General features: G+C 40.0%; 14 protein-coding genes. 11 read left to right on the top strand and 3 right to left on the bottom strand.

All coding sequences use genetic code 11. The annotated features are described in order from the left end of the window. Positions 1-107 precede the first annotated feature (107 nt). Both thrS and infC read left to right on the top strand, forming a co-directional pair. Positions 108-2,030, top strand: a complete 1,923-nt coding sequence (thrS, locus tag AC1M9J_RS08525; RefSeq protein WP_092768341.1) for a threonine--tRNA ligase — start codon at positions 108-110, stop codon at positions 2,028-2,030. Between the two features lie 5 nt (positions 2,031-2,035). Continuing rightward, positions 2,036-2,587, top strand: a complete 552-nt coding sequence (gene infC, locus AC1M9J_RS08530) for a translation initiation factor IF-3 (RefSeq protein ID WP_081403231.1) — start codon at positions 2,036-2,038, stop codon at positions 2,585-2,587. A gap of 443 nt (positions 2,588-3,030) precedes the next feature. On the opposite strand, the gene AC1M9J_RS08535 is transcribed toward infC, so the two are convergent. Further along, the gene (locus AC1M9J_RS08535) at positions 3,031-3,501 is read right to left on the bottom strand and encodes an Hsp20 family protein (RefSeq protein WP_179998611.1); all 471 of its coding nucleotides are present in this window, start codon (positions 3,499-3,501) and stop codon (positions 3,031-3,033) included. A gap of 280 nt (positions 3,502-3,781) precedes the next feature. Between AC1M9J_RS08535 and AC1M9J_RS08540 the strand changes: the two genes are divergently transcribed. The 6 genes from AC1M9J_RS08540 to AC1M9J_RS08565 all read left to right on the top strand — a co-directional run bounded on the left by AC1M9J_RS08540 (position 3,782) and on the right by AC1M9J_RS08565 (position 6,540). Continuing rightward, a complete protein-coding gene (locus AC1M9J_RS08540) occupies positions 3,782-4,399 on the top strand; it encodes a glutathione S-transferase family protein (RefSeq protein ID WP_481587547.1) in 618 nt (205 codons plus the stop codon). A 72-nt stretch (positions 4,400-4,471) separates the two neighbouring features. Then, complete coding sequence (locus AC1M9J_RS08545; protein ID WP_035265366.1) at positions 4,472-4,771, top strand: hypothetical protein; 300 nt, start codon at positions 4,472-4,474, stop codon at positions 4,769-4,771. Then, complete coding sequence (locus AC1M9J_RS08550) at positions 4,768-5,193, top strand: YqaA family protein (RefSeq protein ID WP_035265367.1); 426 nt, start codon at positions 4,768-4,770, stop codon at positions 5,191-5,193. Before AC1M9J_RS08545 ends, AC1M9J_RS08550 begins: the two co-directional genes overlap by 4 nt. Before the next feature lie 158 nt (positions 5,194-5,351). Then, complete coding sequence (rpmI, locus tag AC1M9J_RS08555; RefSeq protein WP_004278281.1) at positions 5,352-5,546, top strand: 50S ribosomal protein L35; 195 nt, start codon at positions 5,352-5,354, stop codon at positions 5,544-5,546. A gap of 11 nt (positions 5,547-5,557) precedes the next feature. Then, on the top strand, positions 5,558-5,917 hold the full coding sequence (gene rplT, locus AC1M9J_RS08560; protein WP_004867327.1) for a 50S ribosomal protein L20: 360 nt from the start codon (positions 5,558-5,560) through the stop codon (positions 5,915-5,917). 83 nt (positions 5,918-6,000) lie between these two features. Beyond that, positions 6,001-6,540 (top strand): P-loop NTPase family protein, encoded by a 540-nt coding sequence (locus AC1M9J_RS08565; RefSeq protein ID WP_092768349.1) that lies wholly within the window; start codon positions 6,001-6,003, stop codon positions 6,538-6,540. Here the strand turns inward: AC1M9J_RS08565 and AC1M9J_RS08570 are convergent. Further along, the gene (locus AC1M9J_RS08570; RefSeq protein ID WP_035265371.1) at positions 6,525-7,550 is read right to left on the bottom strand and encodes a hypothetical protein; all 1,026 of its coding nucleotides are present in this window, start codon (positions 7,548-7,550) and stop codon (positions 6,525-6,527) included. The two genes, AC1M9J_RS08565 and AC1M9J_RS08570, sit on opposite strands and share 16 nt — an antisense overlap. 169 nt (positions 7,551-7,719) lie before the next feature. Here AC1M9J_RS08570 and pheS point away from each other — a divergent pair, with 169 nt between their 5' ends. The 3 genes from pheS (at position 7,720) to AC1M9J_RS08585 (ending at position 11,495) form a co-directional block, all read left to right on the top strand. After that, positions 7,720-8,700, top strand: a complete 981-nt coding sequence (pheS, locus tag AC1M9J_RS08575) for a phenylalanine--tRNA ligase subunit alpha (RefSeq protein ID WP_035265373.1) — start codon at positions 7,720-7,722, stop codon at positions 8,698-8,700. A 120-nt stretch (positions 8,701-8,820) separates the two neighbouring features. Further along, on the top strand, positions 8,821-11,202 hold the full coding sequence (gene pheT, locus AC1M9J_RS08580) for a phenylalanine--tRNA ligase subunit beta (protein ID WP_481610015.1): 2,382 nt from the start codon (positions 8,821-8,823) through the stop codon (positions 11,200-11,202). After that, positions 11,199-11,495 carry an integration host factor subunit alpha gene (locus tag AC1M9J_RS08585; protein ID WP_035265376.1) on the top strand — a complete coding sequence of 99 codons (297 nt, stop codon included), beginning with the start codon at positions 11,199-11,201 and terminating at the stop codon, positions 11,493-11,495. Before pheT ends, AC1M9J_RS08585 begins: the two co-directional genes overlap by 4 nt. 141 nt (positions 11,496-11,636) lie before the next feature. Here the strand turns inward: AC1M9J_RS08585 and AC1M9J_RS08590 are convergent, their stop codons facing one another. Further along, positions 11,637-11,921, bottom strand: coding sequence for a hypothetical protein (locus AC1M9J_RS08590; protein ID WP_035268570.1), 285 nt, complete (start codon positions 11,919-11,921; stop codon positions 11,637-11,639). Between the last annotated feature and the right edge of the window lie 259 nt (positions 11,922-12,180).

The raw sequence follows: 12,180 nt of genomic DNA on the forward strand, positions 1-12,180 counted from the left end.
CTAGCGATTTTATTTATCCACCGTTTTTATCTTTTGAGGTTCGCCTCGATCATAATCTCGCGGTGACATGCTCCATTGTACGGGGCATCACTCCTTAAGGATTTTTTATGCCAATTATTACTTTGCCAAACGGCGATCAAAAACAATTTGATCAAGCTGTCTCTGTCATGGAAGTTGCTCAAAGCATCGGTCCAGGTCTTGCAAAAAATACGGTTGCAGGTCGTGTAAACGGCCATCTAGTTGATGCATGTGACTTAATCACTGATGATGCCACGTTGCAGATCATTACGCCTAAAGATGATGAAGGTGTTGAAATTATTCGTCACTCTTGTGCCCATTTAGTTGGTCACGCAGTGAAGCAGCTTTTCCCCGAAGCAAAGATGGTGATTGGACCTGTCATTGAAGATGGTTTCTATTACGATATCTACAGTGAAAAACCATTTACACCAGATGATATGGCTGCCATCGAAGAGCGTATGAAAAAGCTCATCGATCAAGATTATGATGTCATTAAAAAGATGACACCTCGTGATGAAGTGATCAAAGTATTCACTGAGCGTGGTGAAGATTATAAATTACGCCTCATCGAAGATATGCCAGATGAGACTCAAATGGGTCTTTATTATCATCAAGAATATGTGGATATGTGTCGTGGTCCACACGTACCAAACACTAAATTCTTAAAGTCATTTAAGTTGACGAAGATGTCAGGTGCTTACTGGCGTGGTGATGCGAAAAACGAACAACTTCAACGTATTTATGGTACGGCTTGGGCGGATAAGAAGCAGTTGGCTGCTTATATCAAACGTATTGAAGAAGCTGAAAAGCGTGACCACCGTAAAATTGGTAAAGCGCTTGATCTGTTCCACATGCAAGAAGAAGCACCAGGCATGGTGTTCTGGCATCCAAATGGCTGGACGATCTATCAAGTTTTAGAACAATACATGCGTAAAGTTCAGCAGGACAATGGTTATCAAGAGATTCGCACACCTCAGGTGGTCGATTTTAGTCTGTGGGAAAAATCAGGACATGCTGCAAACTATGCAGAAAACATGTTTACTACACATTCTGAAAACCGTAACTATGCCGTTAAACCAATGAACTGCCCATGTCATGTTCAAGTGTTTAACCAAGGTTTAAAATCTTACCGTGATTTACCAATTCGTCTTGCTGAATTTGGTTCATGTCACCGTAACGAACCATCGGGTTCATTACATGGGATTATGCGTGTTCGTGGTTTCACCCAAGATGACGCACACATTTTCTGTACAACTGAGCAAATTGGTCAAGAAGTTGCTGACTTTATCAAACTGACTTTAGATGTTTATAAAGATTTCGGTTTTGAAGAAGTGCAAATGAAACTCTCAACACGTCCAGAAAAGCGTGTAGGGGATGATAAGCTTTGGGATGTTGCTGAAAAATCTTTAGCTGACGCACTGGATGCAGCAGGTCTCGCTTGGGATTTACAACCTGGTGAGGGTGCGTTCTACGGTCCTAAAATTGAATTTTCTTTGAAAGATTGTTTAGGTCGTATCTGGCAGTGCGGTACAATCCAATGCGATTTTAACTTGCCATTACGTTTAGATGCATCTTATGTCACTGAAGACAACGATCGTGATCATCCTGTGATGCTTCATCGTGCAATTCTTGGCAGTTTTGAACGTTTTATTGGTATACTTATTGAACACTACGCTGGATTTATGCCACCATGGTTGGCACCAATTCAAGCATGTGTGATGAATATTACCGATTCTCAAGCAGATGCTTGTCAGTCAGTCGTCGCTAAATTGCAAGAAAATGGCATTCGAGCGATTTCAGACTTGAGAAATGAGAAAATCGGCTTTAAGATTCGTGAGCGTACTTTAGAGCGTATTCCATACCTATTGGTGCTTGGGGATCGAGAAGTAGAGGAAGGTACAGTGAATGTACGTACTCGCTCTGGAACAAATTTAGGTACTATGTCTATCGATGCATTCGTTGACTTAGTGAAAGTAGCCGTAGCCGAACGCGGCCGGTATATTGTGGAGTAAGAAAGATTAAACAGCCTGACCGTAACCAACAACAAGGTGCTAAAAGCAATCGTCCTGCATTAAATGATGAGATTCGTGCGAAAGAAGTGCGTCTCGTTGGCGCTGACGGAGAACAAAAAGGCATCGTTTCACTTGCTGAAGCGTTGCGTGCTGCAGAAGAAGTTGATCTTGACCTCGTTGAGATCGTTGCGAATGCAGAGCCGCCTGTTTGTAAAATCATGGATTACAACAAGCATTTATTTGATCTGAAGCAAAAGCAAAAAGATGCTAAGAAAAAGCAGCATCAAGTTCAGGTTAAAGAGATCAAGTTGCGTCCTGGTACAGACGTTGGTGATTACAATGTTAAGTTGCGTGCTATTCTGAAATTCCTTGAAGAAGGCAACAAAGTTAAAATTACTCTACGTTTTCGTGGTCGTGAGATGGCTCACCAACAATTGGGTCTTGCTCAATTACAAAAGATTGAAGCTGATGTGGCTGAAATCGGTGTAGTGGAACAAGCACCAAAAATGGAAGGCCGTCAAATGGGTATGTTACTTGGTCCTAAAAAGAAAAAGTAAAACCGATTTAGAGAAAAAGCCCTGCACATGCAGGGCTTTTTTATATGTTGATTGAAGGGATATAGGTACATCCTGAGTTAGTAAAGAGAGGAACGACTGTAGTTGGGGTATAAATCATCAGTTGAATATTTCCATCAGGCAGTACTTTAGTGAAGTCTAATAAACTTATATTTTAAACTTCTCGAATCATTTTGTGGCTTGAGTAAAAAATGTAATTATTTCGACAGGTAAACTCGTACTTATGCATAGAAAATTCTAGATGGATGGTAAAACTGAATAGGTTTAGAGTGTTTACTGTCTTGAAAGATGACCCAAAAAGGATTTTTTATATTGCACATCAGCACATCAGGAAATTCGTTGCTCAAAGTACCTGTAGATTTGATCTATAAAAAAAGCCGATACTTTTGCATCGGCTTTTTTTGTGACTCATTAAGTTCGATGCTTTATTCGACATGAACTGTTTTTTCAGTAGACTCTGTATTTTCTAACAGAAGTTTTTTGCCAATTGGAATTTGTCGAGGTAATTTCTCTTCTGGAATGATACGCTCTAAGTCGATCACTAATAAGCCATTTTCATAATCTGCTTGTTGAACTTCAATATGTTCATCTAAGCGAAGCGATAATTTAAATGAACGACGCGCAATTCCTTTATGAAGATATTCGGTTTGTTCAGATTGAATAGCTTCTGGTTTTCCTGTGATCGAGAGAAGCTGATTTTCAAGACTGATATTTAACTCATCTTGACTAAATCCTGCAGTAGCGACGACGATGCGATATTTATTCTCACCTTTTTTTTCAATGTTATAAGGTGGGTAGTTTGGAGCATCACTTTGCATTGCATAATCAATAAAATCGTTTAAACGATCAAAACCAATGCTACGACGAAACAATGGATGAAGATTTAAGTTACTCATGATTAAAACCTCCTGAGGTCAGCAAAGTCATAAAAATAAGAATGTTGTTCTGTCATGACTATCATCAACAGAACCAGATGATCATCATAAATCTGGCAATTTTTTATATAGGTTCAGACCGAAATTTTTCAATAATAAATTTAAAAATTTTTAAAAATATTTTATAAATAATTGATTTTTTATAACTTATAAATAAAAAATTTCTATCCTTGTTGTTTGGTTTGAAATGATTTATGGTGGATAAATCAATCAACAAAGGGCATATGGAGCCTGAACTGTAATGATCGATTTATATTATTGGGGAACACCCAACGGATTAAAAATAACAATTGCACTCGAAGAAATGGCTTTAGATTATCAAATCTATCCAATCAATATCTTAGAAAATGATCAGTTCCAAGCTGACTTTCTTACGATTTCTCCTAATAATAAAATTCCTGCGATAGTTGATCAAAATGGACCGAATAATCAAGCAATTTCGATTTTCGAATCTGGTGCAATACTGCAATATTTAGGACGTAAAACGGGACAATTCTATCCTCAGCACGAAATCGCGAGGATTCAGGTCGAACAGTGGTTGATGTGGCAAATGGGTGGTCTAGGACCGATGTTAGGTCAAAATCATCATTTCGCTAAATTTGCTAAAGAGAAAATCCCTTATGCGATCGAGCGCTACATTACAGAAACCAAAAGATTATATGGAGTGCTCAATAAGCAGTTAGTTGGGCAAGACTATGTGGCAGGTGAGTACTCTATCGCGGATATGGCAATTTTCCCTTGGTTGATGCGGCACGAGTGGCAAAGTATTCGTTTAGCAGAGTTTCCTGAAGTGGAAGCTTATATTCAACGTATCCAACAGAGACCAGCGGTACAAAAGGCGCTTGCACTACTAAAGTAGATCACGGATTTAAGTGTGATAAACTCTACATATCTAAACCACCATTCGGTGGTTTTTTTATGGAGAACTGCCATGAAGGATTTTTTTTTAAATTTTAGCAAAATTGTTGAATCTAATTCAAAAGTATACTGGGCAATTATTGCTGGTATTTTACTCTGTGTTGCTTCTTATATCGTCGAAATATTTCATGTGCAAAATATCATTGCAGCAATCGAACCAGATTCTAGGGATCAATTAAAACAGGTGATTCCAGCGACAACGAGTAAATATACGGTGCTACGTGCCATCATAGTAGTGTTAGCAATTGCTTGGTCGATAAAAGAATATCGTAAAACTCAGAAACTTCTAGCGGTGAATAAGTCCAGTAAATGAATCTGATTTTATTGTTCTTAAGTGCCTTTGGAGCCGCAACTTTATTGCCCTTACAGTCCGAAGCAATATTGTTGGGGTCATTTGCTCTAAAACAATTTTCGCCGTGGATGCTTATTTTTGTTGCAAGTGTAGCGAATGTGATGGGTTCATGCGTTAATTGGTGGTTGGGCTTAAAAATAGAGCAGTTTAAAACCAAAAAGTGGTTTCCATTTAAGTCAGATCAAATGATTCGTGCTCAACGGGCTTATCAGCAGTATGGTACATGGTCACTTCTTTTAAGTTGGGTGCCTATCATTGGTGATCCAATCACCTTAATTGCAGGAATCTTGAAAGAAAAATTCTGGAAATTTATCTTCGTGGTGGGTATAGCGAAAACAGGTCGATATCTATTTATTTACTGGGTGTATCTTGGTTTGTTCTAAATTTTCGTAGAGTAAAACTCATCAAGATTAATTTGTCTGAATCAAGATTAACGGTGCTTTTGTTTTGCGCAAAGATGCTATAGAATACTCGCTCCCTTACCTGCAGGTCGTATTGTAATGGTGCAAACGAGCCGAACAGGTGTTCAAAAGAGGTTGTTATGCCTAAGATGAAAACTCGCCGTGGTGCAGCAAAACGCTTCAAAGCGACTGCTAACGGTTTTAAGCGTAAACAAGCGTTCAAACGCCACATTTTGACCAAAAAATCTGCTAAGCGTATTCGTCAATTGCGCGGCTGTGTAATGGTTCACGTAAGTGACGTTGCTTCAGTTCGTCGTATGTGCCCGTACATCTAAGGAGATTATAAATGGCTCGTGTAAAACGTGGTGTACAGGCTCATCGCCGTCACAAAAAAATTCTTGCTCGCGCTAAAGGTTACTATGGTGCTCGTTCACGTGTTTACCGCGTAGCGTTCCAAGCGGTAATCAAAGCAGGTCAATATGCTTACCGTGACCGTCGTCAAAAGAAACGTCAATTCCGTGCTTTATGGATTGCGCGTATCAATGCTGGTGCACGTCAAAATGGTTTGTCGTACAGCCGTATGATCGATGGCTTGAAAAAAGCTCAAGTGATCATCGACCGTCGCGTACTTGCTGACATCGCTATGCATGACGCAGTTGCATTTGCTGCTTTAGCTGAAAAAGCTAAAGGCGCATTAGCTGCTTAATCATCGTAGATGAGAAAAAGACCGCTTTTTAGCGGTCTTTTTTATTTTCATTGTTTACGACCAAATAAAGCCAAGAGATTAGTATGAATAAAATTATGGTCGTCGGTACAGCAGCATCTGGGAAAACAACCTTTGCACGTAAGTTGGCTGTTCAACTGCAAGTCGATCATATTGAACTTGATAATCTCTTTTGGTTGGATAACTGGACTGAGTCATCTTCAATAGAATTTCAAGAAAAATTTATAAATCGTGTTAGGTCTATGAATAAGGGCTTCGTGATTGATGGTAATTATTCTCTGATTCAAAATTTAATCTTAAGTGAGATCGACACTGTGATGTGGTTGGATTTTTCACTACGCGTAAATCTTTATCGTGTGATTAAGAGGTCGCTATACCGTGTGATTAGCCAAAAGAAAATATGGAAAAATTCTAACAATAGAGAACATTGGGCGAAATTGTTAAGTAAAGACTCAATAATATTGTGGGTAGTCCAAACACATGGGAAAAATAGACTTAAATATTTGCAGATGATGAATGCCACTCAATATCATCATATAAAGTGGCTACATTTTCATAAAACTGAACAATTAGATGAATTTTTAAAACATCACAGTCCAAAATAGTAAGCGCAGAAACAGATTATTGCAGTGACTAAAATGAGGGCAAACACATTTGATTTACCTGTTTTAGGTGTGGGTTGGTGAGAACTGGAATCATTGTTGAAAAAGCGTTTTCCATGTTGAGTATGTGTTAAGGCTTCATCCAAAGGGGAGTGAATTTCGGGGCTTTTTAAATGAGCAGTTTTATAGTGATTTGCTACTTTAGTAATGAATTTTGCACTCAGGTCATCTAACTTTTGTTGAAATACCTTCAGTTGTTTTTCTTCCTCAAGAGATTCTTGATGATCTTGCTCCAAAAGCTTTCGTTTTTGAATCTTTAAATGTTGTTCTAGATGCATGAAACGCACTAAGGTTTCATTGGCATAAGGTGCTGCATAATCTTGTGGCAGTAATGGTAAGGCAGCTCCAGCGTTGGAGGGTGATTGATCGTCAGTACCATAAAAGATTGCGCCACGTTTAACGGATTCCACCCCTTGTGCTAATGCGCGATCGAACAGCTCATTCTCTGTGTAGTCGTGAATATCATTCCAATTAGGTGCTTGAAGATCTGCCTCAACACGTTTGATATGTTGGGTGGATAGATCAAAACGCCAAAATGTTTCAATTCGTGCAGGGAGTGTTTGGTTGTTTGGTATGTCGAAGTCTTGTTCAGAACTATACCATTCGGCAAGTTCTTTACCACAGATCCATGCTGTTTTTACATTGCGGTGATGACTGACAATGAAATGGGGATATGGTAAAAGCTCAACATTTGGATTGGGATTTTTTTCATCGATTAATAAACTTGAGTTATGTAGGCTTAAGCGTGTGACACCCTGACGTTTTAAGCTTTCTAACCAAACTTGGAAATGTTGTGCCAATAAGTGTTGCGTATTTAAATCTCGAAAAAGGAAATGGTGCTGATTAAAAATCGCATGATTTTTCCAGTGTTGAAAACTTAAATCCTGACTTAAAAACTCATTGCCGTAAGTCACGAGTGTGAGCTGTTGTTTCCAAATTTGATCTAATGCCATGACATATCTTCTCAATGATCATTGCGCATATCTTAAACTTTTTATAAATGTAATTTCCAATTTAATTCCACATCCAATTTTAACACTTGCTGATCTTCATACGGAGCTATAAAAGCTGTTAGAATGCGCAGTTATATTATTTTTTATATTTGTTGCTTTGAGAGTTACTATGTCACTGGAAGCCCTGACCACTGAAGCGCTCGCTGCCATTGCAGCAGCTCAAGACCTTGCAACACTCGATCAGGTTCGAGTGCAATTTACGGGTAAGAAAAGCCAGCTTGCTGAACAATCGAAAGCACTGGGTAAAATGGATCCGGAAGAGCGTAAGGTTTTTGGTGCGCAGATTCATTCAGTTCGAGAAGCGATTAATGGCGCATTAACTGAGCGTCAAACTGCATTACAAAAAGCTGCACTAGAACAAAAATTAGCAAGTGAACAGATCGACATCACGTTGCCTGGTCGTGGTCAACAGGTGGGCAGTATCCACCCAGTGACCCAAGTACAAGAGCGTATTTGTCAATTCTTCACGAAAGCAGGTTTTTCTGTTGCGACTGGTCCAGAGGTTGAAGATGACTATCACAACTTTGAGGCATTAAATATTCCTGGTCATCACCCTGCGCGTGCAATGCACGATACCTTTTACTTCGATGTAAACCATTTGCTTCGTACGCATACCTCTGGTGTACAGATTCGAACGATGGAAACACAGCAACCACCAATTCGTATTGTATGTCCAGGTCGTGTGTATCGCTGTGACTCAGACCAAACACATTCTCCGATGTTCCACCAGATTGAAGGTTTGTACGTTGCAGAAAATACGAGCTTTGCTGAGTTAAAAGGATTATTGGTTAATTTGCTGAATGAGTTCTTTGAAAAAGACTTGAAAGTACGTTTCCGCCCATCTTACTTCCCATTCACAGAACCAAGTGCTGAAGTCGACATCATGGATGAGCGAGGAAAATGGTTAGAAGTATTAGGTTGTGGCATGGTACATCCAAATGTTCTTCGTTCAGCGGGTATTGATCCAGACAAGTACAAAGGCTTTGCATTTGGTTTAGGTGTTGAACGTTTTGCAATGCTTCGTTATGGCATAAACGACTTGCGTATGTTCTACCAAAATGATGTGCGTTTCTTACGCCAGTTTGCTTAAAACTTTTTATTAAATCCTCTCCTAACTTGAGGAACTCCACAGAATCATTTGGGGTTCTCTCCCTTAGCAAAGGGGGTTAGAGGGAGGATTCTAGAGATTTGAATTACAGGTTTTATATCAATGAAAATTAGCGAAAATTGGCTACGCACATGGGTTAACCCAGCCATCGATAGCGATACTTTATCTGACCAACTGACCATGCTTGGCCTTGAGGTAGATGATTTATCTCCTGCTGCAAAACCATTTACAGGTGTGGTTGTAGGTGAAGTACTTACGGTAGAACAGCACCCAGATGCAGATCGTTTACGTGTAACGACTGTCAACATTGGTGTGGGTGAACCATTACAAATCGTCTGTGGTGCACCTAATGTACGTGCAGGAATGAAAGCACCCGTAGCAACCATCGGTGCAGTATTGCCAGGTGATTTTAAAATCAAAAAAGGTAAGCTTCGTGGTGTTGAATCACAGGGTATGCTGTGCGGTGCATCTGAAATTGATTTAGAAGATAAAATCGACGGTCTACTCGAGCTTCCCGCGGACGCGCCAGTCGGTGTAAACGTACGTGAATATCTAGACCTTGATGACAACGTGATTGATATTAGTATCACACCAAACCGTGGTGACTGTTTCAGTATTCGTGGGATTGCACGTGAAATTGGTGTGATTAACCAACTTCCCGTGACTGCGCCTGAAATTAAAGAAGTGGCTGCAACGATTGCTGATGAAAAGAAGGTCGTTGTATCTACTGAAGGTTGCCCACGTTACTTAGGTCGTGTGATCAAAAACGTCAACACCAAAGCGCCAACTCCTGAATGGATGGAGCGTGCACTGGCTCGTTCTGGTATCCGTCAGCACAGTATCTTGGTTGATATTACCAACTATGTATTAATGGAGTTGGGTCAACCGCTTCACGCATTTGATGGTGGTAAAGTTCAAGGTGCGGTACACGTTCGTCAAGCAACTGCAGGTGAAAAACTTGTTCTCTTGAATGAGCAAGAAGTTGAAATGCAAGACAACGTGATGGTGATTGCAGATGACGAAAAAGCATTAGCAATTGCGGGCATCATGGGTGGCTTGTCTTCATCGGTGACAGACGCAACGACTGAAATCTTCCTTGAATCAGCATTCTTTGCACCGCTTCATATCGCAGGTCGTGCGCGTAGCTTCGGTTTACATACAGATGCGTCTCAGCGCTATGAGCGTGGAGTAGATTTCGAACTTCCAATGATCGCAATGCACCGTGCATCTCAGTTGATTTCTGAGCTTGCAGGTGGTGAATTTGGTCCAATTACGGTAGCAGAAAATCCAGCAGTATTACCAACACGAGAAGCAATCGAGCTTGAGCAGGCGCAAGTTGATCAACTTCTTGGTTATAAAGTTGACTCTGACTTTATTACTGATGCGTTAACACGTCTAGGTTGTCAGGTAGCAATTAAAGCACAAGGTCAATGGTCTGTCGTACCGCCATCACATCGTTATGATATGGCAATCTACCAAGACTTAATTGAAGAGGTTGCGCGTATTCATGGTTATGACAACATTCAAATCAGCTTGCCTGTGATTGATGTGAAACTTGCAAAATACCAAGATCAATTTGAAGTTGCACAATTACGTCAAACTTTGGTTGCTCTTGGTTATCAAGAGGCAATCAGCTTTAGTTTTGCTGATCTAAAACTTGAAAAACAGTTAAATCCAAGTGTAAATCCTTTGGCATTGGCAAATCCAATTTCAAGTGATTTGGCGGTAATGCGTTCGACTTTACTTTCAAGCTTAATTCCTTGTGTCCAATACAACGTTAATCGTCAACAAAGTCGCGTACGCTTCTTTGAGCTTGGCTTACGTTTTGATTATCAAGAAGCCACCAGTATTCATGATCTTAAGCAAATACCTACACTTGCGATTGTGGCAACAGGTGCGAAGAATCAGGAATCTTGGCATGCTAAACCTCAGCCAATGGATTTCTTCGATTTTAAAGGTGAAATTGAGGCTGTATTGGCGGCTGGGCGAGTTCAAGTAGAATATGTGCGTTCAGAGCGTTCATGGTTACATCCAGGTCAATCTGCTGAAATTTTAGTGGACGGACAATCAATTGGTTATATTGGTCGTTTACATCCATCGCTTGAAGATGAGCTTGATCTCGCAACGACATGGGTAGCAGAACTCGATCAATCGTCTGTTTTGCAAACTTATGTATCTAATTTTACAGAATTATCACGATTTCCTTCAGTGAGACGTGATATTGCAGTTTTAATTAGTGATAAGATTAATGTTAGTGAAATTCAGCAACTTATCGAAAAAACTGGAGGAGAGTTACTTGATTCTTCTTGGTTATTCGATGTGTATACGGGTCAAGGTGTAGAAGAGGGTAAACGTTCATTGGCGTTTGCACTTTTATGGCAGCATCCGAGTCGCACGCTTGAGGATGCTGAAATTAAATCTGGTATGGATAATATTTTACAAGTGTTAGAAAACACTTACCAAGCGACATTGAGGGCCTCATGACAGCATTAACAAAAGCAGAAATGGCTGATCATTTGAGTGAGCTGACGAGTTTAAATCGTCGTGAAGCTAAACAAATGGTTGAGTTGTTTTTTGATGAAATTAGCCAGGCATTAATTGCAGGTGAACATGTCAAATTATCGGGTTTTGGTAATTTCGAACTGCGTGACAAGCGTCAGCGTCCAGGGCGTAATCCAAAAACAGGTGAGGAGATTCCTATTTCTGCTCGCCGTGTAGTGACCTTCCGTGCTGGTCAAAAGTTTAGACAGCGTGTAGGGACAGAGCAAGTCGATTAATCGCTTGATCAAATAACATAAAAAAACCTGAGCTCAGCTCAGGTTTTTTTATGCTCTTAACTTTATGCGTATTCATAAAATTCAGCGCATAAAAAAAGAGAACCAAAGGTTCTCTTTTTTTCGAATAATCTAAACTTTAGATTATTGAGCAGCAGAAGCAGCAGCAGTAGCGTCAGCAGCAGCGTCAGTAGCTTCAGCAGCAGCATCAGTAGCTTCAGCAGCAGCAGCGTCAGCTTGAGCAGCAACTTCAGAAGAAGCTTCAACAGCAGCAGCGTCAGCAGCTACAACAGCTTCAGAAGCAGCTTCTACAGCTTCAGATGCAGCAGCGTTTGCGTCAGCAGCAGCTTCTTCAGTTTTTTTAGCACAACCAACGAAAGCTAAAGTAGTAGCAACGGCAGCAGCAATAGCAATTTTTTTGAATAACATGGCATCACTCTCATTAAAATAAATTGAGACAAAAAACCCGGTTAGTCTGTTGTGTGCTTTTATTATTCCTAACGTTAGTAAGGTTAATAACGCATGGAGCAGCCTAACTGGTATGCCGACATGCTATCACTGAGTATTTTGAATTACTACTAGGCGAAATGAAAAAATGCTTAAAAAATGAGAAATTTGCCCCTATTTTTAACAGAAAATTACAATCATTTTTGCATTTTGAATTGGAGAAATACTAAGTAAATACTTA

The sequence above is a fragment of the Acinetobacter sp. ANC_7588 genome (genome assembly GCF_056783995.1).